Raw genomic sequence first — 23,680 nt, 5'->3', positions numbered from 1 at the left:
TTAGTCGGCACGACTGCGCAGCGCCACGGTCAATGCAAAAAGACCCGCATTCAGGACTGCCTTTCATGCCGGACACAATCCACAGCGAAGACCTGCCCAAAGATCTGCACTACGTCGACGACGGCCAGCCCGGATTTATCCGCAAGATCCTGCGCGGCAAGTTCGCCTACTTCGACACCGACGGCGAGCGCATCCGCGACGAGGACGTGATCAAACGCATCAACGCGCTGGTGATCCCACCGGCGTACACCGACGTGTGGATCTGTGCCGACCGCCAGGGCCATCTGCAAGCCACCGGCCGTGACGCTCGCGGACGCAAGCAGTACCGCTACCACCCGCGCTGGCGCGAGATTCGTGACGAGAACAAGTACTCGCGGATGATCGCCTTCGGCCAGGCGCTGCCCAAAGTGCGCAAGCAGCTGGAAGCGCAGCTGGCAAAACCCGGCATGGGCCGCGAGAAAGTCATGGCGGCGGTGCTGTCGCTGCTGGACCAGACGCTGATCCGCATCGGCAACAGCCAGTACGCCCGGGACAATCGCTCCTACGGACTGACCACGTTGCGCAACAAACACGTCGACGTGAAGGGCAGCAAGATCTACTTCGAATTTCGCGGCAAGAGCGGCGTCGAGCACCGGCTCAGCGTCACTGACCGGCGTTTGGCGAACATCATCAAGCGCTGCATGGAATTGCCTGGTCAGAACCTCTTCCAGTACCTGGATGACGACGGCCAGCGGCATACCGTTTCCTCCCACGACATTAACCAGTACTTGCACACCCTCACCGGTGCCGATTTCACCGCCAAGGATTACCGCACCTGGGCCGGCAGCGCGATGGCACTGGCCACCCTACGCAAGCTGCACTGGGAACCGGAAGCGGATGCGAAGAAACACGTCGTGTCCATGGTCAAGGAAGTCGCGCGGCTGCTGGGCAACACCCCGGCGGTCTGCCGCAAGTGCTACATCCATCCGGCGGTGCTGGAGGCCTTCGCGATGGGTGAACTGTCCAAGCTGCCGCGTATCCGCCAGCGCAAAGGCCTGCGCCTTGAAGAAGTGGCGCTGGCTGGGTTCCTCCAGGGCCTGCAGGCCGCCGAGGTCATTCGTGAAGCATCCGAAGAACTGACAGGAGAAACCGCATGACAACCCGCAACGCTCATATCCCCGGCGAAAAACTCAACGACCCCGACGCGCGCCCAGCCGACGTGGCCGATGATCGCGATCGCACCGACGACGTGCGTGAAGACGAGCCGCTGACCGGCGGCGATCACGACGACGCCGGGCACACGCCCAAAGTGCCCCTCGCCGAGTAAACCCGTTCTTGTATTTCAGGATTCAAAGGCCTCACCCATGACCACACCGCCGCACCTGCCAGACGACGCCCGCCCTTCTTCCTTCACCGTCGATGCCAACCGCCCCGGATTCGTCCGGGTGCGCGGTGCCCGTGAGCACAACCTCAAAAACGTGGACATCGACATCCCCCGCGACTCGCTGGTGGTGTTCACCGGCGTGTCGGGCTCCGGCAAATCCTCGCTGGCGTTCTCCACCCTGTACGCCGAAGCCCAACGCCGCTACTTCGAATCCGTTGCGCCCTATGCCCGACGCCTCATCGATCAAGTGGGCGTGCCCGACGTCGACTCCATCGAAGGCCTGCCGCCAGCCGTCGCGCTGCAGCAGCAACGAGGGACGCCGAGCACCCGCTCTTCGGTCGGCAGCGTGACGACCCTGTCCAGTCTGATTCGCATGCTCTATTCCCGCGCCGGCACTTACCCGCCGGGCCAGCCCATGCTTTACGCCGAAGACTTCTCGCCGAATCTGCCCCAAGGCGCTTGCCCCGAGTGCCACGGCCTGGGCCGGGTCTATGAAATTCCGGAAGAACTGATGGTGCCGGACGATTCGCTGACCATCCGCCAGCGCGCCATCGCCGCGTGGCCCCTGGCGTGGGGTGGTCAGAACCAGCGCGACATCCTCGTGACCCTGGGTTACGACGTCGACACCCCGTGGCGTGACCTGCCGAAAAAGGACCGTGACTGGATTCTGTTCACCGACGAACAGCCCAACGTGCCGGTATATGGAGGCCTGACCCCGGAAGAAACCCGTCTGGCACTCAAGCGCAAACTCGAACCCAGTTATCACGGCACCTTCACCGGCGCCCGGCGCTACGTGCAACACACCTTCGCGACCACGCAGAGCGCGCTGATGAAAAAGCGCGTTTCGCGGTTCATGCGTGGCAGCCCGTGCCCGTTGTGCGATGGCAAACGCCTGAAGCGCGAAGCCCTGTCGGTGACCTTTGCCGGCCTCGATATCGGCGAATTGGCGCAAATGCCGCTGCTGCGGCTGGCCGAGGTCTTGCGTCCAGTGGCGGCGGGCGTTTTTGAAAAAGAAGAGCGCGGGAGCGCGGTGCTTGATCGCAAGCAGATGGCCGAGGCGAAAAAGAAGCGCGTCACTACAGGTGGCGCGGCCCACGACGCAGCACCCGATGTGCGTGCGACACCCAACTTGTCTGTCGAAAAACGTCTCGCCGCCCAGCGCATCGCTCAGGATTTGCTGGCGCGGGTCAGCACCCTCACCGAGCTGGGGCTCGGTTATCTAGCGCTGGACCGCAGCACGCCTTCGCTGTCGTCCGGTGAGTTGCAGCGCCTGCGCCTGGCGACGCAACTGGGGTCGCAACTGTTCGGCGTGATCTACGTGCTGGACGAGCCTTCTGCGGGCCTGCACCCGGCGGACAGTGAATCCCTGTTCACCGCGTTGCAACAGCTGAAGGCGTCGGGCAACTCACTGTTCGTCGTCGAGCACGATCTGGAAACCATGCGCCGCGCCGACTGGTTGATCGACGTCGGCCCCGCCGCCGGTGAGCATGGCGGCCACGTGCTGTACAGCGGCCCTCCCGAAGGCCTGGCCGAGATTGAAGCCTCCCAAACGCGCCGGCATTTGTTCGCTGAGCACGTCGAGGTGCGCGCCGCAAGACGGCAGCCGACCGACTGGCTGCGCCTGGAAGGGATTACCCGCAACAACCTCAATTCACTGAGCGCGGAGTTTCCGCTGGGCTGCTTTACCTCGGTGACGGGCATCTCGGGTTCCGGTAAATCCAGTCTGGTCAGCCAGGCATTGCTGGAGCTGGTGGCCGCGGAACTGGGACGCCCGGTTGCGGAGGTGGACGCAGAAGAGTCCAGCCTGGAAGACGATGCGCCGCAACCCACCGGCGGCCATATTGCGGGCGGAATGGGCGCTATCAAGCGTCTGGTGCAGGTTGACCAGAAACCGATCGGCCGTACCCCGCGTTCCAATCTTGCGACCTACACCGGGCTGTTCGACAGCGTGCGCAAACTGTTCGCCGCGACGCCCGACGCGCAGAAAGCCGGCTACGACGCCGGACAGTTCTCGTTCAACGTCGCCAAAGGCCGCTGCCCGGTGTGCGAAGGCGAAGGGTTTGTCAGCGTTGAATTGCTGTTCATGCCCAGCGTCTACGCGCCCTGCCCGACCTGCCATGGTGCGCGCTACAACCCGGACACCCTGGCCATTCGCTGGAACGAGCTGAGCATCGCCGACGTGTTGCAACTGACGGTTGAGCAAGCGGTGGATGTATTCGCCGAGCAGCCCGCCGTGCTGCGCTCGCTGACAGTACTGCGTGATATTGGTCTGGGGTACCTGCGTCTGGGTCAGCCTGCAACTGAGTTGTCCGGCGGTGAAGCCCAGCGCATCAAGTTGGCGACGGAGCTACAGCGCAGCCAGCGCGGCGCCACCCTGTATGTGCTCGACGAACCGACCACAGGCCTGCACCCCACCGATGTGGATCGGCTGCTGACGCAGCTGAATGCGTTGGTGGATGCGGGGCATAGCGTGGTGGTGGTCGAGCATGAAATGCGCGTGGTTGCGCAGAGTGACTGGGTGATCGACATCGGGCCGGGGGCTGGGGACAAGGGGGGGAATGTTGTGGCGTGTGGTACGCCTGAGGAGATTGCCGACGTGGAAGAGAGCCGGACGGCGCCGTTTTTGCGGAAAGTGTTGCGGGGGTAAAGACGAAAAAGGCACTTGAGGTTGCCCTCAAGTGCCTTTTTTCTGAATGGTGCCCCGAGCCGGAGTCGAACCGGCACATCCTTTCGGACGACGGATTTTAAGTCCGGTGTGTCTACCAATTTCACCATCAGGGCGGTAGCACATATCAACCTCGACCTTCGCGAGCCATGTCGCGAGGCCAGCTGACAAGAGTGGGGAATATATACATCCCCAGCCTTGGAGGCAAGTTCAAAGCTTTCGGATTCAATTGGTTACGTTTGTTTACCGTCGCAGGCTCGATACCTGTCTATGCTTTCTCGCAGCTTAGGGTGACTCGTTGTCGTAGCTGTGCTGCCCCTTTCTTTTGACGAACCAAATGAGGTGTCTATGAAATCCGCTTTGTGGCTGAGCCTGATTGGAGCATTTACGGTGAGCGCTCAGGCGGCATCGCTGAATGTCCCGATGAACCTGGTGAGCGCTGATGGCGCCCCACAGCCTGTTGGCGAGGTGACCATCAGCGAGACCGCTTACGGGCTGGTGTTCACCCCCGAGCTGAAGTCTCTACCCGCCGGGATTCACGGTTTTCATGTTCACGAAAAGGCGAGTTGCGATTCGGGCATGAAAGACGGCAAAAAAGTCGCGGCACTCGCAGCAGGCGGCCACTTCGACCCAGCGAAAACTGGCAAGCATCTGGGGCCCTATGGCGAAGGCCACTTGGGAGACCTGCCAGCGGTCTACGTCAACGCCGATGGGGTGGCCAATTACCCTGTGCTCGCACCACGCCTGAAGAAGATTTCCGACGTCAAAGGTCACGCGCTCATGATCCATGTCGGCGGCGACAACCATTCGGATATGCCCATGCCATTGGGCGGTGGCGGTGATCGGATGGCGTGTGGTGTTATCTGATCGAACTCGAGCGCGCTTGATTTCAGTTGAACCGGTAACGGAGAAGAGTGGCTTGGGATCTGCGCTATCGCTTCATCGCGTGTTGCGGAAGCGATAGCCAGAATTGCGGAAGTGATTCACTAAAAGCCACCCACAAAAAAGCCCGTAAGACGTTGATCTTACGGGCTTTAAATGTGGAGGCCGAGGTCGGAATCGAACCGGCGTAAGCGGATTTGCAATCCGCGGCATAACCATTTTGCTACTCGGCCTCAAACGTTCAACGATCCAACCACTACCGCTAAACGCATACAAACTGGAGCGGGAAACGAGACTCGAACTCGCGACCCCGACCTTGGCAAGGTCGTGCTCTACCAACTGAGCTATTCCCGCTTTGTGTGGGCGCCATTCTATACACTCAAATGACCCCGTCAACCCCTTGATTTAAAAATACTTATTTTTCATCTGTGGTCGTGCGCAGATGCGGCCATGCGGCGCGAAGGTATTGCACCATTGACCACAACGTAAGGCCCGCGGCGATCATCAGCAGCACATAACCCAACACCACCCAGAAGGTAAACGCAGGCGGGTTGGCCAGCAGGATGACCAGCGCAAGCATTTGCGCAGCGGTTTTCCATTTGCCCAGGTTCGACACGGCCACTTGCGCCCGCGCGCCCAACTCGGCCATCCACTCGCGAAGCGCCGAGATGACAATCTCGCGGCCGATGATCACTGCGGCCGGCAGGGTCAACCAGAGATTGGCATGGGCTTGCACCAGCAAGACCAGCGCGACGGCCACCATCAGTTTGTCCGCCACCGGGTCGAGAAAGGCCCCGAACGGTGTGCTTTGCTCCAGCCGTCTTGCGAGATATCCGTCCAGCCAGTCGGTCGCGGCTGCCAAGGCGAATACCGAGCTGGCCGCCATGTAGCTCCAGTGGTACGGCAGATAGAACAACAAAATGAAGATCGGAATCAGCAGGACACGTAATACGGTGATCAGATTAGGGATATTCATCGGCACAACTGGCTACGAGGTGAGCGAGCATTCTACTCGCTGTGCAGGTTTGCATAAATCGACTCTGCGAGCTTTTTGCTGATTCCCGGCGCCTTGGCAATTTCTTCGATGCTGGCCCGGGACAATTCCTGAAGCCCGCCGAAGTGCTTGAGCAGGTCGCGACGCCGAGTCGGCCCCACGCCTGCCACCCCCTCCAGGGTTGAGGTTCGACGGGTTTTACCGCGTCGCGCACGGTGCCCGGTGATGGCAAACCGGTGAGCTTCGTCACGGATTTGCTGGATCAGGTGCAGCGCGGGGGAATCGCCCTTGAGGGTGAACTCATGGGCGGCATCGTTCAAGTACAACGTCTCGAAACCGGCTTTGCGCGTAGCGCCCTTGGCGACACCCAAGAGGATCAGGTCGGGGATGGCCAGTTCGTTCATCACGTCGCGGGCCATGCTCAACTGACCCTTGCCGCCGTCCACCAGCAAGATGTCGGGCAATTTACCCTCGCCGTCCTTGATTCGGCTGAAGCGACGGGTGAGTGCCTGGTGCATGGCAGCGTAATCATCCCCCGCCGTGATGCCTTCAATGTTATAGCGGCGGTAATCCGACTTGATCGGGCCTTCGGGACCGAACACCACGCACGACGCCACGGTCGCTTCGCCGCTGGAATGGCTGATGTCGTAGCATTCCAGACGCTGCGGCGGCTCCTCGAGTTTGAGCACCTGAGCCAACGCTTCAAAGCGCGCTGTGACGTGCTGACGATTGGCAAGCCGCGCCATCAACGCCTGCTCGGCATTGGTCACCGCCAGTTGCTGCCAGCGCGCGCGGGTGCCACGCACACGGTGACTGATGATGATTTCTCGGCCGCGGGAAGCATCGATCGCGTCGATCAGCGCGGGGAAATCCTCACCCACCACGTTGACGATGACCTCGCCCGGCAATTCGCGCTCGCCGCCGCCCAGGAAATACTGGGCCAGGAAGGCGGACATGACCTCGCCCACCTCCTCCTCGATGCCGACCTGGGGGAAGAAGTTTTTGCTGCCCAACACCCGCCCGCCGCGCACGCTGATCAGGTGCACACAGGCGCCGCCCGGATTGACGAACGCCGCCACGACATCGACGTCGCCGGTACCGCCGTCCATGCTCTGCTGGTCCTGGACGCGACGCAGTAAGCCGATCTGATCACGCAGCTCGGCGGCGTGCTCGAAATCGAGGCTCATCGCCGACTTTTCCATCAGCGCATTGAGTTCGTCGGTGAGGGCATTGCTGCGGCCTTCGAGGAACATCACCGAGTGACGCACGTCCTCGTTGTAGATTTGCGGCTCGACAAGGTTCACGCACGGCGCTTTGCAGCGCTTGATCTGATACTGCAGGCAAGGCCGGGTGCGGTTCTTGTAGAAGCTGTCTTCGCACTGACGAACGTGGAAGGTCTTCTGCAGAATGCTCAGGCTTTCGCGAATCGCGCCGGCGCTGGGATAAGGTCCGAAGTAGCGGCCCTTGGCCTTTTTGGCACCACGATGGATGCTCAGCCGCGGAAATTCGCTATCGGACAGGTGCACGTAGGGGTAAGACTTGTCGTCGCGCAACAGGATGTTGTACGGCGGGCGCGACTCCTTGATCAGGGTTTGTTCCAGCAACAGCGCCTCGGTTTCATTGGCGGTGATGGTGGTTTCAACCTGAGCGATCCGCGCGACCAACGCACCGGTTTTCGGGGCATGACCGGTCTTGCGGAAATAGCTGGCGAGGCGCTTCTTTAAATTCTTGGCCTTGCCGACGTACAGCAGCTTGCCGTCGATATCGAACATCCGATATACGCCGGGGCGGCCACTGCAGGTGGACAGAAAAGCACTGGGATCAAACGGTTGGGTCATTTATGCGCTGGCGTCGACCATGCCGTGACGGACGGCCAGCAAGGCCAGCTCCACGTCACTGCTAATCGACAGCTTCTCGAATATGCGGTACCGGTAGGTATTCACGGTTTTGGGGGACAGGCAAAGCTTGTCGGAAATAGTCTGCACTTTCTGGCAGCCGACAATCATAAGGGCAATCTGGATTTCCCGCTCGGACAAGAGATCGAACGGCGAATTGCTGGTCTGCGGCTGGAATGACTTGAGCGCCAGTTGCTGGGCGATCTGCGGGCTGATGTAACGCTGCCCTGCAAACACCAGCCGAATGGCCTGGACCATCTCGGTCAGCCCGGCGCCTTTGGTCATGTACCCCGCCGCGCCCGCTTGCAACAGGCGTGTAGGGAAAGGGTCTTCTTCGCATACCGTGACCGCCACCACCTTCATGTCGGGATGGCTGCGGATAAGCTTGCGCGTGGCTTCCAGCCCGCCGATGCCGGGCATCTTGACGTCCATCAGCACGACGTCGGGTTTCAGCTCGCGGGCCTTCTGCAACGACTCTTCGCCGGACTCGGCCTGCCCCACCACCTGCAAGCCTTCTATGTCGGCCAACATGCGCGTGATACCTGTCCGAACCAGATCATGGTCATCGACAACCAGCACCCTAATCAAGCAGACACCTCACCGAACGATTCATGACGATTAACCGCCACGTAAGCAAAAAGAAAGTAAGCGATCTGCTCTGGAGCCCTGAGCGGGCATGTGTACCAGATGATCTACAACGATGCTGACAAACTATCATCATCGGTCGTGAAACTTGAAAAAAACTTCAAACGCACGACTTTTACATTCGCAAGCCTCAGAGCTTTTTGTCCGACGTATAGGTGCTCTGGTACTCCGCCAGGGTGGTGGTCAACCGACAGATGGCATCTTGCTCTTCCTTCCCCAGATTGCGATAACTGCCCACCATCCACTCCTCGTTTTCGCTCAGGCCGACGATGGGCACCGGGGTGCGGGAACCCGTCAACACGTACAGTACGTCTACACCGCGATGGGCGACGCGGGCCAGATAGTCGGCCTTGGGGGTGCGTTCGCCGTTTTCGTACTTGCCCTGCGCGTTGGCTTCCACGCCACCGATTTCACCGAATGCGCGTTGTGAAAGCCCCAAGCGCTCGCGCTCTTCCCTAATTCGGGCACTTATTCCACTCATTTGAATGCATAGCCTTGTTGACATCACTCTTTCGAGTGATAGAATCGAAATAATTTGAACGAACTTGAACGGTTTTGAACTATGCCCGGAATCCGCACCGCCGCACAAGCCAAGGCTTGGCTGGAACAGCAGGGCAAATCGGTTCAAGAGTTTGCCAGGGAGCACAACGTGGACCCGGCAACGACCTATCAAGTGTTGTCCGGGCGCAAGAAAGGGCGCCGGGGTGAGTCGCACAAAGTTGCGGTACTGCTGGGGATGAAGATCGGCGTGATACCGCCCGCTTCCGCTACTTTGGAAGTGCCAGAGGACTGAACGACGTTTTGCAGTTTTAACCGTTGCTAATCACCACGCGTTCCCCAATCAGCCCCATTGTAATTTCCAATTGAAGAACCCGCGGGGTCTGAAGTAAGCTCGGCGGCATTCCACGGAGACAGACCATGTTGCCTTCCCTTCCCTCTCAGTTGTTCTGCGCCGCCGACGGTTCACGTCTGGCCGGGCGTGCGGCTGCCTGGAATGCAACGGCGTGTTCGACTCCCGCATCTTATTTTTATGGGTATTGGTTTAGCCACTGGCGCGCCTGATACCCACACGGCGCCCTGAACCTCGGGACGCCCACCAGAGATAACTCTCACCCCCGGTCGGCTTCCCGACCGGGGGTTTTGTTTTTCTGGGCCACCTACTTTTGATTGTTGATTCGAGGAAATGCACATGAACCAAACAAACTATTACCGCAACGACAGCACCTTCGCCTGGCGATTTAGCAACCTCCGATCGGGACAGCCTGCCGCCTCCGATCGGTCACTGACAGGTGGCATCGCCCTACTCATAGCCAATCCGGCCGATTGTCGAACACCCCAGTAGGTCCGCGCGGGAATACCCGCCGACCAGGAAGCCAGCACATGAATTCGCCCGTCGTCAGCAACACCCTCATCGATCTGCCCTCCAGCGCCGTCACCCTGAGTGACAACCGCCCTGTCCCGAAACGCCTGCCCACGCCGTTCGCGCTGAAACATCAGCTGCCGCTGGACGCTGCCATGACCTTACAGGTTGCCGCCCAACGCCAGTCGATTCGCGCCATTCTCAACGGAGAAGATTCGCGCCTGCTGGTGGTCGTCGGCCCGTGCTCGATCCACGATCCCCACGCCGCCCTCGAATACGCCGAGCGCCTGGCCCGTCTGGCTGCCGAGGTCAGCGACCAGATGCTCCTGGTGATGCGCGCCTATGTCGAGAAGCCGCGCACCACGGTTGGCTGGAAAGGCCTGGCTTACGATCCCGCGCTGGACGGCAGTGACGACATGGCCGAGGGCCTCGCCCTGTCGCGGCAGTTGATGCGTGAGATGGTCCGCCTCGGCTTGCCGGTGGCCACGGAGTTGTTGCAACCGATGGCGGCAGGCTACTTCGATGACGTCTTGAGCTGGGTCGCCATTGGCGCAAGAACCACCGAATCGCAGATCCACCGGGAAACGGCCAGCGGCCTCGGTGTACCAACGGGCTTCAAGAACGGCACCGACGGCGGCATCTCCGTGGCCTGCGACGCGATCCGCTCGGCGGCCCACGCCCACCGCCATTTCGGCATGGATCCCCAAGGGCATCCCGCGATTATCGAGACGTCGGGCAATCCCGATACCCACATCGTGCTGCGCGGCGGTCACAGCGGGCCCAACTATGATGGCGTCAGCGTTGCAGCAGTGAATGCCAGTCTGGCGAAGCACCGCATGGCCGCGCGCATCATGGTCGATTGCAGTCACGCCAATAGCGGCAAGGATCCGCTGCGCCAGCCGGCGGTCTTCAACGACGTGCTGCAGCAACGACTGGCCGGTGACCGGACGCTGATCGGCATGATGCTGGAAAGCCACCTGTTCGAGGGCTGCCAGCCGTTGAGTGCTTCCCTCAAATATGGCGTGTCGGTGACGGACGCTTGCCTGGGCTGGGAGTCCACCGAGCGCCTTCTGGGCGAGGCCGTGAACAAACTGCGCTACAGGTAGCCTCTGCAGTCACTCTTGCAGAAGCGTCAGCAGTAACGTTTGCACACAGGAAGCCGGCGCCGGCCGTGTCGTCGGCTTCCCTCAGAATCGTCGTCGTTGTCAGCCACGGTCCGTCACCGCGAAGACGCCGATCGTGGGAAATCGTCCCGCGCCCCCTGCGCATTTGCAGCGCAACGCCAGCGTCTTTTCCAGCCTCCCCGTCACACAAGGCCTGTAGCGGTTTAACGCTTTCCACAACCTGCACCTACCGGCCCGTTGCCGCACTCCTGCGCGCCCTCCCCGCCGTATTGCCCCTGGTTAAGCTCGATCCTTCATTTTCATCGAAGGAATGACCGACATGTACAAGGAAGTCACCACCAAGTACCCCATTTTGCTGGTCCACGGCTTGTTCGGCTTTGACCGGATCGGCGCGGTTGAAATGTTCCATGCCGTACCCGAGGCGCTGGAGAGAGCCGGATGCAGGGTCCACGTGCCGGCGCTGTCCGGGGTCCACGACAACGAAACCCGCGGGAAGCAATTGATTGATCAGATCGAGCGCTTTCTGCGCCGCACCGGTTACCTGAAGGTCAACCTGATCGGACACAGCCAGGGCGCGCTGACCTCCCGCTATGCCGCTGCGATGCGTCCGGATATCGTGGCGTCGGTCACTTCCGTGAGCGGGCCCAATCACGGCTCGGAGGTGGCCGACCGGGTGCGTCGGGCGCTGACGCCCGGGCAGATGCCTGAAGCGGTGGCATCGCGGCTGACCGCAGGTTTTGCCCACTTCCTGGCGCTGCTGAGTGGTAATCCGGCGCTGCCTCAAGACCTGATTCAGGCACTCGATGCGCTGACGACCGAAGGCGTAGCGGCATTTAACCGCACGTATTCCCAGGGACTGCCATCGACGTGGGGCGGCGAAGGCGCAGAACGGGTTAACGGCGTCCACTATTACTCGTGGAGCGGCTGCATCGACGGCTCGTTGTTGTCCGAAGGCCGCAATGCCCTGGATCCATTGCACCTGGCGTTGCGCAGTTACGCGCGGCTGTTCGAGAAGGAGGCCGGGTTCAATGACGGCCTGGTCGGCCGCTTCAGCTCCCATCTGGGCAAGGTGATCCGCTCCGACTACCCGATGGACCACGTCGACTCGATCAATCAGAGTGCCGGTCTGGTGCGAAAGCAGGTCGATCCGGTGAAGCTGTATGTGGACCACGCTGCCCTCCTGTTCAGCAAAGGTCTTTAACCGACGATGTCATCGGTCACGACCAGACAAAGGCGCCTGAACTTTCTCAGGAAACGCGGCCCTTATTCCGGTACGCTCGTTTCTTTTTTTCACAGGAGTCATCCAAATGGCCAAAGCCACTGCCCGCCACATCCTCGTGTCCAGCGAAGAGAAGTGCAACGAACTCAAAGCACAGATCGAAGGCGGCGCTGATTTTGCCGAAGTCGCAAAATCCAACTCCAGCTGCCCGTCCAGCCGTCAAGGCGGCGACCTCGGTTCCTTCGGCCCGGGTCAAATGGTCAAGGAATTCGACACCGTGGTGTTCAGCGCTCCGGTGAACGTTGTCCAGGGCCCGGTGAAAACCCAGTTTGGTTATCACCTGCTGGAAGTGACCAGCCGTCAGGACTGATCCTTCGCGCTGCTGCACCAACGGCCCGCCCTTGAAAGCGGGCCGTTTGTTTATCGGATGCTTGCTCCAGAGCAGTATTGTCCGGTTACAAAGACTCAGGCTTTGCGGTACCTTGCCTGCGGGGTAATCAATAAAAAAACCAGACCGGCCACCCGCGCCGTCATGACCTTCAACCCTGATGTTGCTCGCCAATGTCAGTCAGGATTCGTGCAATGCGTTTTGTTTTGTCATCGCTGATGGTCGCAACATTCGTCTTCGTTTCAGGTTTTCAGGTCTTGTCCGCCGCCCCTCAACACGCGTTGACTGTTTACGGTGAGGCGCCGCGCTATCCGGCGAATTTCGGGCATTTCGATTACGTGAATGCCGATGCCCCGAAAGGCGGCAGCATGCGCCGCTCGGCGCAGGAAATCGGTCAGTTCGATCACATCATGCCGTACCTCGACAAAGGCACGGGCGTCGCCCAGGTCAATGGCTTGCTGTACGCGCCGCTGGCGGTCAGGTCGCTGGACGAGCCGTACACCGTGTATGGACTGATCGCAGAGAAAATGGAGCGCGCCCCCGACGGCCTTTCATTGCGTTTCTACCTGAGCCCTAAAGCCAAATTCTCGGACGGCTCGGCCATCACCGCCGAAGACGTGCGCTATACCTATAATCTGCTGATGACCCAGGGCAGCCTGTCCTACCGCACCGAGTTCCAGGACGTTAAAGGCGTCGAAGTCGAGTCGCCGACGCAGATCCGCTTTGATTTCAAAAGCAGTGAGAGCCGCACATTGCCGCTGGACCTGGCCTCGCTGCCGGTGTTCCCAGAGCACTGGTGGAAAGACCGCGACTTCGCCAACGGTGGCGGCTTCGAGATTCCGGTGGGCAGCGGGCCGTATCGCATCGGCAAGGTCGACCCGGGGCGCAGCATCACCTTCGAACGCAACCTGGACTGGTGGGGCAAGGACCTGCCGGTCAATCGTGGCCTGTACAACTTCGATCACTTCAGCGTCGAGTATTTCGGCGACACCGACGTCGCCCGTCAGGTGCTGCGTGGTGGCGGCTATGACTACAACCGCGAATATTCTGCCACCGGTTATTCCATTGGCTATGACAGCCCGGCCTTGAGCGAGGGCCGTCTGCAACGGGCACACCTGGCCAAGGGCGCCGTGCAGAGTTCTCAAGGCTTCGTCTTCAATCTGGACCGTCCGAAATTTCAGGACCGCCGCGTGCGTCAGGCGCTGGCGCTGCTGTGGGATTTCGAATGGACCAACAAGCAGATGATGCGCAACGTTTATGTGCGCCAGAACAGCTACTTCTCCAACAGTGACCTGGCGGCAACGGCGCTGCCCACCGCATCCGAGTTGAAGATTCTCGAACCGTTGCGCGGTCAGGTGCCGCCGGAAGTATTCACCACGGTATTCCACACCCCGAAAACCGATGGCAGCGGCTTCATTCGCGACAAACAACTGCAAGCCCTGGCGCTACTCGAAGAGGCCGGATGGATGCCCCAGGGTGACAAGCTGGTCAACGCCCAGGGCGAGCCGTTGAGCTTTACCTTTCTCAACGGTCAGAGCGGCTTTGAGAAAATCCTGTTGCCGTACAAGCGCAACCTGGCGCAGATCGGCATCGATTTCGAAATCCGCCGCATCGATTCGGCGCAGTACCTGAACCGGGTCATGGCCCGGGATTACGACATGATCGTCACCGGCTACGGCGTTTCGACCTCCCCGGGCATGGAGCTGTACAACAACTTCGGCTCGAAGGTCGCCACCGATCCCGGCTCCAGCAACTACATGGTCTTGCGCGACCCGGCCGTTGACACCCTGATTGAAGGTTTGGCCAAAGCCGATAGCAAGCCGGCGATGGTCGATTACGCCCATGCCCTGGACCGTGTTCTGCAGTGGGGCTTCTACTGGATTCCCAACTATTACCCGCCCGGCTCGTCCACCGTCTGGTGGAACCGCTTCGGCATTCCCAAGGTGCAGGCCAGCAACAGTGAGGCCATCGACACCTGGTGGGAAGTCAGCCCCCAGGCACTGACCAACGAAGAGTTCGCCCAACAACGAGGCGCTTCGGCCATTCCCTCGGAGGTCAAGTAATGCTCGGCTACCTGATGAGGCGCCTGCTGCTGATCATTCCGACGCTGCTGTGCATTCTGCTGGTCAACTTTTTCATCGTGCAGGCCGCGCCCGGCGGCCCCGTTGAGCAGGCCATTGCCAAGCTTCAGGGCGTGGCCGGCGGCACCATTGGCGCCGGCCACACCGAAACCATGAACGCCGGTCAATCCCGGGCCAGTCGCGGGCTCGATCCCAAGCTGATCAAGGAAATCGAACACCAGTACGGGTTCGACAAGCCCTTGCATGAGCGTTTGTGGCTGATGCTGAAGAACTACGCGCAACTGGATTTCGGCAACAGCTTCTTTCGCGGCGCCAAGGTCACGGACCTGATCCTGCAGAAGATGCCGGTGTCCATTTCGCTGGGGTTATGGGCCACGTTGATTACCTACCTTGTGTCGATCCCCCTGGGCATCCGCAAGGCGGTCAAGCACGGCAGTCACTTTGATATCTGGAGCAGCACGGCAATCATCATCGGCTACGCAATGCCGGCCTTTCTGTTCGCCATGCTGCTGGTGGTGGTTTTCGCCGGGGGCACGTCGCTGAGCTGGTTCCCGGTGCGCGGGCTGGTGTCCGAGAACTTTGATCAACTGAGCACCCTGGGGAAGATCGCCGACTACCTCTGGCACCTGGTGTTGCCGGTGACGTCACTGGTAATCGGCGGCTTCGCGACGCTGACCATCCTGACCAAAAACTCTTTCTTGAACGAAGTCACCCGCCAGTACGTGGTCACCGCCCGCGCCAAAGGCCTGAGCGAGCGGCGGGTCCTGTACGGCCATGTGTTCCGCAACGCCATGCTGCTGATCGTTGCCGGCATTCCCCAGGCGTTCATCAGTGTGTTCTTTGCCGGTTCGTTGATGATCGAAGTGATCTTCTCCCTCGATGGCCTCGGTCGCATGAGTTACGAAGCCGCGGTGTCCCGGGATTACCCGGTGGTGTTCGGTTCGCTGTTCATCTTCACGCTGTTCGGGTTGCTGATAAAGCTGGTCGGGGACATCTGCTACACCTTGGTCGACCCCCGAATCGACTTCAGCGCGAGGAATGCGTGATGCGCAGACTGTCCCCGGTGGCTCGCCGTCGCTTCGAGCGCTTTCGCAATAACCGCCGCGGCTGGTGGTCGCTGTGGCTGTTCTGCGGGCTGTTTGTGCTCAGCCTGTGCGGCGAGCTGATTGCCAACGACAAACCCTTGGTGCTGAGTTATCAGCACCATCTGTACTTCCCCGCCTTCAAGCGTCACACCGAACAGGAATTCGGCGGCCAGCTGCCGTTTCAGCCGGACTACCGCAGCGATTACGTGCGCCAGCTGATAAGCAAGGGCGATGGCTGGATGCTGTTTCCGCCGATCCCGTTCAGCGATGACACACCCAACTATGACCTGAACAAGCCGGCGCCGAGCCCGCCCTCCTCGGTCAACTGGCTGGGTACCGACGATCAGGCCCGGGACGTGCTGGCCCGGGTCATCTTCGGCGCGCGGGTGTCGATTCTGTTTGCCCTGGCGTTGACGTTTATCAGTGCGCTGATCGGCATCGCTGCCGGCGCATTGCAGGGCTATTACGGCGGCTGGGTGGATTTGCTCGGCCAGCGCCTGCTGGAAGTCTGGTCCGGTCTGCCGGTGCTGTACCTGCTGATTATTCTGTCGGGCTTCGTCGAACCGAATTTCTGGTGGCTGCTGGGAATCATGGCGCTGTTTTCATGGCTGGCGCTGGTGGACGTGGTGCGCGCCGAATTCCTGCGCGGGCGCAACCTGGAGTACGTCAAAGCGGCGCGGGCGCTGGGACTGAGTGATCGCAAGGTGATCCTGCGGCACATTCTGCCCAACGCAATGAACGCGACCCTGAGCTATCTGCCTTTCATCCTGACTGGGGCGATCTCTACGCTGACTGCGCTGGATTTCCTTGGCTTCGGCATGCCCGCCGGCAGCGCGTCACTGGGCGAACTGATCGCCCAGGGCAAACAGAACCTGCAGGCGCCATGGCTGGGCTTCACGGCATTTTTCACACTGGCGCTGATACTGTCGCTGCTGGTGTTCATTGGCGAGGCCCTGCGGGATGCCTTCGACCCGAGGTCCTGAGATGTCCGAAAACCTGATCGAAATCCGTGACCTCTCGGTGTCCTTCAAGGGCCACGCTGTGGTCAAGCACCTCAGCCTGGACATTCCGGCCGGCGAGTGCCTGGCACTGGTCGGCGAGTCGGGCTCGGGCAAATCGGTGACCGCCCACTCGATCCTCCAGTTGCTGCCCCAGGCCGGCACACTGAGCACCGGCAGCATTCGCTATCGCGGCAAAGAGCTGCTCGGCGCCGACGGCAACGTCATCCGAGAGCTGCGGGGCAATCAGATCGCGATGATCTTCCAGGAGCCGATGACCTCACTGAACCCGCTGCACACGGTGTCCCGGCAAATCGGCGAGACCTTGCTGCTGCACAAGGGCCTGGCAGGCAAGGCGGCCCAGGCGCGGATCATTGAGCTGCTGGAGCTGGTCGGCATTCAGCACCCGAAAAAGCGACTGAAGGCCTACCCCCATGAGTTGTCCGGCGGCCAGCGCCAGCGGGTGATGATCGCCATGGCGCTGGCCTGCGAGCCGGAACTGCTGATTGCCGATGAGCCCACCACGGCGCTGGATGTGACCGTGCAGCGCAAGATCCTCCTGCTGCTCAAACAGTTGCAGCAACGGCTGAACATGTCGCTGTTGCTGATCAGCCACGACCTGAATCTGGTGCACAGCATCGCCCAGCGGGTGTGCGTGATGCGCGCCGGGGAAATCGTTGAGCAGTCCAATTGCCAGTCGCTGTTCAAGAACCCCCAACATCCTTACAGCCGCTTGCTGCTGGACGCGGAGCCGGCGGGCGAGCCGTTGCCCCGGGACACCCGCGAGAAGGTGCTGGAGGTCGATAACCTGCGCGTCTGGTTCTCCCTCGGCGGCGGGATTTTCAACCGGCACCATGAATACCTGAAAGCCGTCGATGACATCAGCCTGAGCATCGAGCGCGGCAAAACCCTGGGCATCGTTGGCGAATCCGGCTCGGGCAAGTCGACACTTGGTCAGGCCATCCTGCGCTTGCTGGAATCCCGTGGCAGTATCCGCTTCAAGGGCCATGGGCTGGACAGCCTGAACCAGAAGCAGATGCGTCCATGGCGCAAGCAGATGCAGGTGGTGTTCCAGGACCCTTACGGCAGCCTCAGCCCGCGCATGTCGGTGGCACAGATCATCAGCGAGGGCCTGGAAGTGCACAGTGACCTGGACAAGGCCAGCTGTGAGGCCGAAGTGATTCGCGCGCTGGAAGAAGTCGGCATCGACCCGTCGAGCCGGCACCGTTACCCCCATGAATTTTCCGGCGGGCAGCGGCAACGTATCGCCATTGCCCGCGCCCTTGTGCTCAAACCTGCCTTGATGTTGCTCGACGAACCGACCTCCGCGCTGGATCGTACCGTGCAGAAACAGGTCGTCGCGTTGTTGCGTCAATTGCAGGAGCGGCACGGCCTGACCTACCTGTTCATCAGCCACGACCTGGCCGTGGTCAAGGCGCTGGCCCATGACCTGATCGTGGTCAAGGACGGCAAAGTGGTCGAGCGCGGCGCGAGCCACGACGTGTTCGATGCGCCGCAGCACCCTTACACCCGGGAATTGCTGGCGGCGGCCCACCCCGGTTTCAATTGAAGCTCGTCCCAAACAGTAGTCTGTGCGGCCAGATGCCGAGGAACAGGAAGGATGGAACCGCACATGAACAACAATGAAAGCCTGAAGGATTACCGGCGCGTTCGGCGACTGGCAATCCGTTCGCTATTCGAGATCATCGAGCAGTCCAGTGAAGGCACGGTCATCGTTGACCGCGACGCCCGCATTGTCTGGATCAATGAACGCTACGCGCGCCGCTTTGGCCTGGAAGACCCCAGTCGCGCGGTCGGTCAACCCTGTGAGCAGGTGATTCCGGGCAGCCTGCTGCGGCAGGTAGCGAGTAACGGCCAGCCGATTTTGCTGGACATGATGGACACGGCGAAGGACCCGCTGGTGGTCATGCGCCTGCCGATCCACGACGATGGCGGCGCGGTGATCGGTGCCATCGGTTTCGCGCTGTTCGACGAGCTTCAGGCCTTGTCGCCGCTGCTCAAGCGCTATTCCAGCATGCAGCAGGAACTGGCTTCGACCCGCTCGCTGCTGCGCGCACGCCAGGCCAAATACAGCTTCGCCCACTTCATCGGCACCAGTGCCGCCAGCCTGGAAGTCAAACGCCGCGCACGGCGTAGCGCCAGTACCGATTCCCCGGTGTTGCTGCTCGGTGAAACCGGCACTGGCAAGGAACTGCTCGCCCATGCCGTGCACAACAGCTCGCCGCGGGCACATAAACCCTTTATCAGCATCAACAGCGCGGCGATTCCCGAGGCGTTGCTGGAGGCGGAGTTCTTCGGCACGGCCCCGGGTGCGTTCACCGGTGCCGACCGCAAGGGGCGCAACGGCAAATTGCACCTGGCCGAGGGCGGCACGCTGTTTCTCGACGAAATCGGCGACATGCCGCTGCCGCTGCAGAGCAAGCTGCTGCGCGTGCTGCAGGAAAAAGAGTACGAGCCGGTGGGCTCCAACGTGATGATCAAAAGCGATGTGCGGGTGATCGCCGCGACTTCCACCGACCTTGAAGCGGCCATCAAGCGTGGCGAGTTTCGCGCCGACCTGTATTACCGGCTGAGCGTGCTGCCCATAAAAGTGCCGCCGTTGCGCGAACGACTGGATGACATTCCTGCGCTGGCCGAAGCGATTCTCGAGGACCTCCACAGCCATCACGAACTGGCGCCCGCTGCCGTGGTGGCCCTCGCTCAACACGCCTGGCCGGGCAATATCCGCGAGCTGCGCAACGTGCTGGAGCGTGCCGCGCTGCTCAGCGACGATTTGCAGCTCAGCCCCGCCGACATCCTTGCCGCCATCGGCACGCTGGTGCCGGTCGCCAGCCCGCCGGTGGCGGCGTGGTCAGCGTCCAATGACCAGACCTACAGCGAGGCGCGGCGCCATTTCGATCGGGAGCTGATCCAGGCGAAGCTGGCGCACTGTGCAGGCAACGTGATTCTCGCGGCGCAGCAGCTGGGGTTGGGGCGTTCGACGTTGTACAAGAAGATGGCCGCGCTGGGCATTGTCGAGTCTCAATAAAGAGACGGCCTGTCTACGTTCCGGGAGAACGGGAAAAATGCCCGTTCCAGAGCGGTTGCGATCACAGACCGTTCACTGTTGTGAGCCAGTGTCCCCGCCATAACAGTCTCATAACCGGGACATACAAGATTTCGACCCAAAACATCTCAGCCTAAAGCGCTTTAAAATCAGCCACTTAGCGTAATGGCATGAAAGTAGCTATACCTCCTGTTGCGCGGCCTTGCCGCACCCAAAACAAAAACAACAGGAGACACTCGATGAGTGTGATCATCGCTTTAGCGGCGCTTACGCTGCTGATGCTGGCTGCCTACCGGGGTTACAGCGTCATCCTCTTTGCCCCCATCGCGGCCCTCGGCGCGGTACTGCTCACCGATCCCTCTGCCGTAGCGCCCGCCTTCACCGGCGTGTTCATGGACAAGATGGTCGGCTTCGTCAAACTCTACTTCCCGGTGTTTCTGCTCGGCGCCGTGTTCGGCAAGCTGATCGAGCTGTCGGGATTCTCGCGCTCCATCGTCGCGGCTGCCATTCGCCTGCTGGGTACACGCCAGGCGATGCTGGTGATCGTGCTGGTCTGCGCGCTGCTGACCTACGGCGGCGTGTCGTTGTTCGTGGTGGTGTTTGCGGTCTACCCGTTCGCCGCCGAGATGTTCCGCCAGAGCAACATTCCCAAGCGTCTTATTCCGGCGACCATCGCCCTGGGTGCATTCTCGTTCACCATGGACGCCCTGCCCGGCACGCCGCAAATTCAGAACATCATCCCGTCGACCTTCTTCAACACCACGGCGTGGGCTGCGCCGTGGCTGGGTCTGATCGGCACGGCGTTCGTCTTCAGCGCCGGCATGCTGTTTCTGCAGCGCCAGCGCAACCGGGCTCAACGCGCCGGCGAAGGCTACGGCACCGAATTGCGCAATGAGCCGGACACTCCGAACGACATCGCGCTGCCCAACCCGTGGATTGCATTGGCGCCGCTGTTGCTGGTGGGGATCATGAACCTGCTGTTCACACAGTGGATTCCCCAGTGGTACGGCAAGACACACACACTGGCGCTGCCGGGCATGGCCACGCCGGTGCAGACCGACATCGCCAAGATCACCGCGATCTGGGCGGTGGAAGCGGCGTTGCTGGTGGGGATTGTGTTTGTGCTGTTGTTCGCCTTCAGCACGGTGAAATCCAAGCTGGCCGAAGGCAGCAAGGGTGCAGTCAGCGGTGCACTGCTGGCGGCGATGAATACGGCGTCGGAATACGGTTTTGGTGCGGTGATCGCTTCGTTGCCCGGATTCCTGGTGCTGGCCGACGGGCTCAAAAGCATTCCCAATCCCTTGGTCAACGAAGCGATTACCGTGACCTTGCTGGCCGGTATCACCGGGTCGGCGTCCGGGGGCATGAGCATCGCCCTGGCGGCGATGTCCGACAGCTTTATCGCGGCGGCCCACGGGGCGAACATTCCGCTGGAGGTGTTGCACCGCGTCGCGGCCATGGCCAGTGGCGGCATGGACACGCTGCCGCACAATGGCGCGGTCATTACCCTGCTGGCGGTCACCGGCCTGACCCACCGCGAGGCCTATAAGGACATCTTCGGCATCACCATCATCAAGACCCTGGCGGTGTTTGTGGTGATCGGCGTTTTCTATGCAACCGGCATCGTATGAGGAATTGAACATGAGTCTGCAAGGCAAAACCGCACTGGTCACCGGCTCCACCAGCGGCATCGGCCTGGGCATCGCGCTGACGCTGGCCAAGGCCGGAGCAAACCTGGTGCTCAACGGCTTCGGCGATGCGTCGGCAGTGATCGAACAGGTCAAACAGTACGGCGGGAAGGTCGGCCATCATCCCGCGGACGTCAGTGATGTGGCGCAGATCGCCGACCTGATTGCCTATGCCGAACGCGAATTCGGCGGCGTCGACATTCTGGTCAACAACGCGGGAATTCAGCACGTCGACGCGGTGGAGGATTTTCCGGTGGAGCGCTGGGACCAGATCATCGCCATCAACCTGTCGTCGGTGTTTCACAGCACGCGGTTGTGCCTGCCGGGCATGCGTGCCAGGGACTGGGGGCGAATCGTGAACGTTGCCTCGGTGCACGGCCTGGTGGGTTCGACGGGCAAGGCGGCGTATGTGGCCGCCAAGCACGGCGTCATCGGGTTGACCAAGGTGGTCGGCCTGGAAACCGCTGCCAGCAATGTCACCTGCAACGCTATCTGCCCGGGCTGGGTGCTGACGCCGCTGGTGCAGAAGCAGATCGATGATCGCGCCGCTGTGACGGGCGACCTGGAACAGGCGAAGCATGACTTGCTGGCGGAGAAGCAGCCGTCGCTGGAATTCGTGACCCCTTCGCAGCTGGGTGAGCTGACGTTGTTTCTGTGCAGTGAAGCCGGGGCGCAGGTGCGGGGCGCGGCGTGGAATATCGATGGCGGATGGCTGGCGCGATAAGAGCGGCAAGCCCTGTAGGACTGGCTTTAGCCGGGAAAGCGTCGGTGGCTTCACTTCTAAATGTGTGTTGCTCAAACCGGCCTCTTCCCGGCTGAAGCCGGTCCCACTAAAAAGGCATGCGTGCAGCCGTCGAAATGGCTGCAGGCTCGCGATTCGTCCCTTTGAAGCCGGTCCCACCAGGGCACGCGGACATTTGTGGGACCGGCTTTAGCCGGGACGGCGTCGGTGATGACACCGCAAAATCATCGACGAGAAAACCTCAATTCCCCGGCTCGTCCCGCTCGTCTACCAGCCCCCAATCCTTCACGTTAACCTGCGCGGCAGGTTGAGGCGCGCGAGGCGCAGTGGCGATCGTGGATGGTCCGTCTTCGCTGTGCAATTTCAACCGCAGGCGCACGTTGTTGGCCGAATCCGCATTCTTCAGAGCTTCGTCTTCGGTGATCGCGCCCTCCACGGCCAGGTCATACAGCGCGTTGTCAAAGGTCTGCATGCCCAGATTGGTGGACTTTTCCATGATGCCCTTGAGTTCGGTCAATTCGTTGCGGTGGATCAGGTCGCGAATGGTGGGCGTCCCCAGCATCACCTCCACCGCCGCGCGGCGCTTGCCATCGGTGGTCTTGACCAGCCGCTGGGAGACGAACGCCTTGAGGTTGTTGCCCAGGTCATGCAATAGCTGAGGACGGCGCTCTTCCGGGAAGAAATTGATGATGCGGTCCAGCGCCTGGTTGGCGTTGTTGGCATGCAGGGTCGAGATCGCCAGGTGGCCGGTGTCGGCAAACGCCAGGGCGTGCTCCATGGTCTCGCGGTCGCGGATTTCGCCGATCAGGATCACGTCCGGCGCCTGACGCAGGGTGTTTTTCAGCGCCGCGTGGAAGCTTCGCGTATCGACGCCCACTTCGCGCTGATTGATGATCGAGCGCTTGTGTTTGTGGATGAACTCCACCGGGTCTTCGATGGTAATAATGTGGCCGCTGGCGTGACGGTTGCGGTGGTCGATCAGCGCGGCCAGCGACGTCGATTTACCCGAACCGGTGGCGCCGACGAACAGCACCAGACCGTGCTTCTCCATGATCACATCGAGCAGGATCGGTGGCAGGTGCAGGTCTTCGAATTTGGGGATGTCGAGCTTGATGTTGCGCGCCACGATCGACACTTCGTTGCGCTGCTTGAAGATGTTGATCCGGAATCGCCCTACACCGGACAGCGAAAACGCCAGGTTCATTTCCAGATCGCGTTCGAAATCCACGCGCTGCTCGGCGTCCATGATGCCGTTGGCAATCACCGCGACGTCACCGGGCTTGAACGCTTCAGTACCCAGCGGCTTGAGTACGCCGTTGAACTTGGCGCAGGGGGGCGCGCCGGTGGACAGATAGAGGTCCGATCCATCCTGGGTGGCAAGCACTTTCAACAACGCCGGGAAATCCATAAGGCAACACCACACAAGAGATTTGAGGAGACAGCAGGCCTACAGTGTGTCGACCGTCGACCGGTTTCAACGTTCG

Annotated in this window: 20 protein-coding genes and 3 tRNA genes; 15 read left to right on the top strand and 8 right to left on the bottom strand. The window is 61.1% G+C overall.

What is annotated here, in order from left to right:
- Positions 1 to 65: 65 nt before the first annotated feature.
- Genes BMY98_RS00310 through BMY98_RS00305 form a run of 3 tightly spaced genes read left to right on the top strand, consistent with a single transcriptional unit; the run spans position 66 to position 4,010 of the window.
- Positions 66 to 1,136, top strand: coding sequence for a DNA topoisomerase IB (locus tag BMY98_RS00310; RefSeq protein ID WP_074883124.1), 1,071 nt, complete (start codon positions 66 to 68; stop codon positions 1,134 to 1,136).
- A complete protein-coding gene (locus tag BMY98_RS27205) occupies positions 1,133 to 1,306 on the top strand; it encodes a hypothetical protein (protein WP_175514128.1) in 174 nt (57 codons plus the stop codon). The genes BMY98_RS00310 and BMY98_RS27205 overlap by 4 nt, the downstream gene beginning before the upstream one ends.
- 37 nt (positions 1,307 to 1,343) lie before the next feature.
- Positions 1,344 to 4,010 (top strand): excinuclease ABC subunit UvrA, encoded by a 2,667-nt coding sequence (locus BMY98_RS00305; protein WP_083398674.1) that lies wholly within the window; start codon positions 1,344 to 1,346, stop codon positions 4,008 to 4,010.
- A 47-nt stretch (positions 4,011 to 4,057) separates the two neighbouring features.
- Here BMY98_RS00305 and BMY98_RS00300 read toward each other — a convergent pair.
- Positions 4,058 to 4,144: transfer RNA gene (locus BMY98_RS00300), tRNA-Leu, on the bottom strand.
- Positions 4,145 to 4,376: 232 nt separating this feature from the next.
- Between BMY98_RS00300 and sodC the strand changes: the two genes are divergently transcribed.
- The gene (gene sodC, locus BMY98_RS00295; protein WP_074883121.1) at positions 4,377 to 4,895 is read left to right on the top strand and encodes a superoxide dismutase family protein; all 519 of its coding nucleotides are present in this window, start codon (positions 4,377 to 4,379) and stop codon (positions 4,893 to 4,895) included.
- 174 nt (positions 4,896 to 5,069) lie between these two features.
- Here the strand turns inward: sodC and BMY98_RS00290 are convergent.
- The 6 genes from BMY98_RS00290 to BMY98_RS00265 form a co-directional block, all read right to left on the bottom strand.
- A tRNA-Cys gene (locus BMY98_RS00290) sits at positions 5,070 to 5,143 on the bottom strand.
- A gap of 45 nt (positions 5,144 to 5,188) precedes the next feature.
- Positions 5,189 to 5,264, bottom strand: a tRNA-Gly gene (locus tag BMY98_RS00285).
- A 61-nt stretch (positions 5,265 to 5,325) separates the two neighbouring features.
- On the bottom strand, positions 5,326 to 5,886 hold the full coding sequence (gene pgsA, locus BMY98_RS00280; protein ID WP_065990459.1) for a CDP-diacylglycerol--glycerol-3-phosphate 3-phosphatidyltransferase: 561 nt from the start codon (positions 5,884 to 5,886) through the stop codon (positions 5,326 to 5,328).
- A gap of 32 nt (positions 5,887 to 5,918) precedes the next feature.
- Positions 5,919 to 7,742 (bottom strand): excinuclease ABC subunit UvrC, encoded by a 1,824-nt coding sequence (gene uvrC, locus BMY98_RS00275; RefSeq protein WP_074883118.1) that lies wholly within the window; start codon positions 7,740 to 7,742, stop codon positions 5,919 to 5,921.
- The gene (gene gacA / locus BMY98_RS00270) at positions 7,743 to 8,387 is read right to left on the bottom strand and encodes a response regulator transcription factor GacA (protein ID WP_065990451.1); all 645 of its coding nucleotides are present in this window, start codon (positions 8,385 to 8,387) and stop codon (positions 7,743 to 7,745) included. It abuts the gene before it with no gap.
- 187 nt (positions 8,388 to 8,574) lie between these two features.
- Positions 8,575 to 8,925, bottom strand: a complete 351-nt coding sequence (locus tag BMY98_RS00265; protein WP_074883115.1) for a helix-turn-helix domain-containing protein — start codon at positions 8,923 to 8,925, stop codon at positions 8,575 to 8,577.
- Between the two features lie 81 nt (positions 8,926 to 9,006).
- Between BMY98_RS00265 and BMY98_RS00260 the strand changes: the two genes are divergently transcribed.
- The 11 genes from BMY98_RS00260 to BMY98_RS00210 all read left to right on the top strand — a co-directional run bounded on the left by BMY98_RS00260 (position 9,007) and on the right by BMY98_RS00210 (position 22,178).
- Positions 9,007 to 9,237, top strand: a complete 231-nt coding sequence (locus BMY98_RS00260) for a DNA-binding protein (RefSeq protein WP_074883112.1) — start codon at positions 9,007 to 9,009, stop codon at positions 9,235 to 9,237.
- 587 nt (positions 9,238 to 9,824) lie between these two features.
- The gene (locus BMY98_RS00255) at positions 9,825 to 10,910 is read left to right on the top strand and encodes a 3-deoxy-7-phosphoheptulonate synthase (RefSeq protein WP_074883109.1); all 1,086 of its coding nucleotides are present in this window, start codon (positions 9,825 to 9,827) and stop codon (positions 10,908 to 10,910) included.
- A 337-nt stretch (positions 10,911 to 11,247) separates the two neighbouring features.
- Positions 11,248 to 12,129, top strand: a complete 882-nt coding sequence (locus BMY98_RS00250; RefSeq protein ID WP_074883106.1) for a triacylglycerol lipase — start codon at positions 11,248 to 11,250, stop codon at positions 12,127 to 12,129.
- A gap of 106 nt (positions 12,130 to 12,235) precedes the next feature.
- Positions 12,236 to 12,517, top strand: a complete 282-nt coding sequence (locus BMY98_RS00245) for a peptidylprolyl isomerase (RefSeq protein ID WP_027898593.1) — start codon at positions 12,236 to 12,238, stop codon at positions 12,515 to 12,517.
- Between the two features lie 212 nt (positions 12,518 to 12,729).
- A complete protein-coding gene (locus BMY98_RS00240; RefSeq protein ID WP_074883103.1) occupies positions 12,730 to 14,598 on the top strand; it encodes an extracellular solute-binding protein in 1,869 nt (622 codons plus the stop codon).
- Positions 14,598 to 15,662, top strand: coding sequence for a microcin C ABC transporter permease YejB (locus tag BMY98_RS00235; protein WP_074883100.1), 1,065 nt, complete (start codon positions 14,598 to 14,600; stop codon positions 15,660 to 15,662). The genes BMY98_RS00240 and BMY98_RS00235 overlap by 1 nt, the downstream gene beginning before the upstream one ends.
- Positions 15,662 to 16,684 (top strand): ABC transporter permease, encoded by a 1,023-nt coding sequence (locus BMY98_RS00230; protein ID WP_074883097.1) that lies wholly within the window; start codon positions 15,662 to 15,664, stop codon positions 16,682 to 16,684. Before BMY98_RS00235 ends, BMY98_RS00230 begins: the two co-directional genes overlap by 1 nt.
- 1 nt (position 16,685) lies before the next feature.
- Entirely contained in the window at positions 16,686 to 18,269 is a 1,584-nt protein-coding gene (locus BMY98_RS00225) for an ABC transporter ATP-binding protein (protein ID WP_074883094.1), read from the top strand.
- Between the two features lie 63 nt (positions 18,270 to 18,332).
- Positions 18,333 to 19,748, top strand: a complete 1,416-nt coding sequence (locus tag BMY98_RS00220) for a sigma-54 interaction domain-containing protein (RefSeq protein WP_074883805.1) — start codon at positions 18,333 to 18,335, stop codon at positions 19,746 to 19,748.
- Between the two features lie 257 nt (positions 19,749 to 20,005).
- Positions 20,006 to 21,397 (top strand): GntP family permease, encoded by a 1,392-nt coding sequence (locus BMY98_RS00215; protein ID WP_074883091.1) that lies wholly within the window; start codon positions 20,006 to 20,008, stop codon positions 21,395 to 21,397.
- 10 nt (positions 21,398 to 21,407) lie between these two features.
- Positions 21,408 to 22,178, top strand: a complete 771-nt coding sequence (locus BMY98_RS00210) for a 3-hydroxybutyrate dehydrogenase (RefSeq protein WP_074883088.1) — start codon at positions 21,408 to 21,410, stop codon at positions 22,176 to 22,178.
- A 259-nt stretch (positions 22,179 to 22,437) separates the two neighbouring features.
- On the opposite strand, the gene BMY98_RS00205 is transcribed toward BMY98_RS00210, so the two are convergent.
- The gene (locus BMY98_RS00205) at positions 22,438 to 23,604 is read right to left on the bottom strand and encodes a PilT/PilU family type 4a pilus ATPase (protein WP_074883085.1); all 1,167 of its coding nucleotides are present in this window, start codon (positions 23,602 to 23,604) and stop codon (positions 22,438 to 22,440) included.
- Between the last annotated feature and the right edge of the window lie 76 nt (positions 23,605 to 23,680).

Origin of the sequence: Pseudomonas graminis, from assembly GCF_900111735.1 — a bacterium.
In the GTDB taxonomy this organism is placed as follows: domain Bacteria; phylum Pseudomonadota; class Gammaproteobacteria; order Pseudomonadales; family Pseudomonadaceae; genus Aquipseudomonas; species Aquipseudomonas graminis.
This window is presented reverse-complemented; position numbering and strand designations above follow the sequence as displayed.

Bases quoted from the DNA above. Each gene is read 5' to 3' on its own strand.
- BMY98_RS00310 (WP_074883124.1), top strand. From the start codon at position 66: ATGCCGGACACAATCCACAGCGAAGACCTGCCCAAAGATCTGCACTAC.
- BMY98_RS27205 (WP_175514128.1), top strand. From the start codon at position 1,133: ATGACAACCCGCAACGCTCATATCCCCGGCGAAAAACTCAACGACCCC.
- BMY98_RS00305 (WP_083398674.1), top strand. From the start codon at position 1,344: ATGACCACACCGCCGCACCTGCCAGACGACGCCCGCCCTTCTTCCTTC.
- sodC (WP_074883121.1), top strand. From the start codon at position 4,377: ATGAAATCCGCTTTGTGGCTGAGCCTGATTGGAGCATTTACGGTGAGC.
- pgsA (WP_065990459.1), bottom strand. From the start codon at position 5,886: ATGAATATCCCTAATCTGATCACCGTATTACGTGTCCTGCTGATTCCG.
- uvrC (WP_074883118.1), bottom strand. From the start codon at position 7,742: ATGACCCAACCGTTTGATCCCAGTGCTTTTCTGTCCACCTGCAGTGGC.
- BMY98_RS00265 (WP_074883115.1), bottom strand. From the start codon at position 8,925: ATGAGTGGAATAAGTGCCCGAATTAGGGAAGAGCGCGAGCGCTTGGGG.
- BMY98_RS00260 (WP_074883112.1), top strand. From the start codon at position 9,007: ATGCCCGGAATCCGCACCGCCGCACAAGCCAAGGCTTGGCTGGAACAG.
- BMY98_RS00255 (WP_074883109.1), top strand. From the start codon at position 9,825: ATGAATTCGCCCGTCGTCAGCAACACCCTCATCGATCTGCCCTCCAGC.
- BMY98_RS00250 (WP_074883106.1), top strand. From the start codon at position 11,248: ATGTACAAGGAAGTCACCACCAAGTACCCCATTTTGCTGGTCCACGGC.
- BMY98_RS00245 (WP_027898593.1), top strand. From the start codon at position 12,236: ATGGCCAAAGCCACTGCCCGCCACATCCTCGTGTCCAGCGAAGAGAAG.
- BMY98_RS00240 (WP_074883103.1), top strand. From the start codon at position 12,730: ATGCGTTTTGTTTTGTCATCGCTGATGGTCGCAACATTCGTCTTCGTT.
- BMY98_RS00235 (WP_074883100.1), top strand. From the start codon at position 14,598: ATGCTCGGCTACCTGATGAGGCGCCTGCTGCTGATCATTCCGACGCTG.
- BMY98_RS00230 (WP_074883097.1), top strand. From the start codon at position 15,662: ATGCGCAGACTGTCCCCGGTGGCTCGCCGTCGCTTCGAGCGCTTTCGC.
- BMY98_RS00225 (WP_074883094.1), top strand. From the start codon at position 16,686: ATGTCCGAAAACCTGATCGAAATCCGTGACCTCTCGGTGTCCTTCAAG.
- BMY98_RS00220 (WP_074883805.1), top strand. From the start codon at position 18,333: ATGAACAACAATGAAAGCCTGAAGGATTACCGGCGCGTTCGGCGACTG.
- BMY98_RS00215 (WP_074883091.1), top strand. From the start codon at position 20,006: ATGAGTGTGATCATCGCTTTAGCGGCGCTTACGCTGCTGATGCTGGCT.
- BMY98_RS00210 (WP_074883088.1), top strand. From the start codon at position 21,408: ATGAGTCTGCAAGGCAAAACCGCACTGGTCACCGGCTCCACCAGCGGC.
- BMY98_RS00205 (WP_074883085.1), bottom strand. From the start codon at position 23,604: ATGGATTTCCCGGCGTTGTTGAAAGTGCTTGCCACCCAGGATGGATCG.